Source organism: Robertmurraya korlensis (assembly GCF_023715225.1).
Lineage (GTDB): Bacteria > Bacillota > Bacilli > Bacillales > Cytobacillaceae > Robertmurraya_A.
Genome location: NZ_JAMBNS010000139.1, coordinates 1 through 418 on the forward strand (window position 1 = coordinate 1; position 418 = coordinate 418).

General features: G+C 36.1%; 1 protein-coding gene. It reads right to left on the minus strand.

Annotated features, from left to right (window positions below; translation table 11 throughout):
• Positions 1 to 250: hypothetical protein (locus M3175_RS25690; protein WP_251524627.1), on the minus strand; the 250-nt coding region annotated here is incomplete at its 3' end.
• Between the last annotated feature and the right edge of the window lie 168 nt (positions 251 to 418).

Below are 418 nucleotides of genomic sequence, written 5' to 3' on the forward strand. Positions count from 1 at the left end.
TGTATAAATTGCGAATACGCTGTGGCTCATAGTCCACAAGCGGGTTTATCGGTTCATCCACTTGGGTATCATCTAATAAATGAGGGTGGGCTTGAATAATCGTATCAATGATAGAACAAGCATCACTATCAATCATACGACTTTTCATCGCCTCAATATTTTGCCCTGCATAGTGGTCAATAATTTGATTCGCCCCAAGGCGTTTTTCACTTTTAAATAATAAAATAAACTTACGATACCGGTTTGCCATTTTTTATTATTCCTAATACCGCAAGCTTATGTGAAATTTCTTTTAAGTTTAATTATCCGATGCTCAATTATCCATTAACTATCTAAGGCTTAACTATCGAAGGTTGAGTTATCGCCAATAATCCCTAATCCAGTTAGTTGGTAATACCTTACGATACCATTTACCGCT